This is a genomic window from Alcanivorax sp. HI0083, assembly GCF_001635175.1.
This window is the reverse complement of the sequence record NZ_LWFX01000549.1, coordinates 1-408: the sequence shown is the minus strand read 5'-3', so window position 1 is coordinate 408 and position 408 is coordinate 1. Positions and strand designations below refer to the sequence as shown.

The following is a 408-nucleotide window of genomic DNA, read 5'->3' as shown; positions in this document are numbered from 1 at the left end:
CGTTATGCCTGGGCCAGGTGCAGGCTGAACAGGCTTTGTGGGTCCGTCCAGCAGCTTAGCGGGGTGAAACCGGCGGCGACCAGTTCGGCACTGAAGCTTTCTACGGTGAATTTGTAGGAATTCTCGGTATGGATACGGGTACCGCTTTTCAGGGTCAGGCTGCGTTCTCCCAGCTGGATGTCCTGATCGCACAGGCACTCCAGGTGCATCTCAATGCGTTGCTGTGCGCGGTTATAGAACGCCACATGGCGCATGTTGTCCGTGTCGAACTGGCAGTTCAGTTCCCGGTTCAGGTGATGCAGGGCGTTCAGGTTGAAGGCCGCAGTAAGCTCCTGGGCATCGTTGTAGGCAGCATTCAGCTGTGTATCGGCCTTTTGTAAATCCGCGCCGATCAGCAGGGCGCCGCCG

The 408-nt window shown here is 58.1% G+C and carries 1 protein-coding gene; it reads right to left on the bottom strand.

Annotated features, from left to right (window positions below; genetic code table 11):
• Window positions 1–2 precede the first annotated feature (2 nt).
• On the bottom strand, window positions 3–408 hold a 406-nt coding region (locus A3754_RS05590), incomplete at its 5' end, for an L-histidine N(alpha)-methyltransferase (RefSeq protein WP_197468483.1).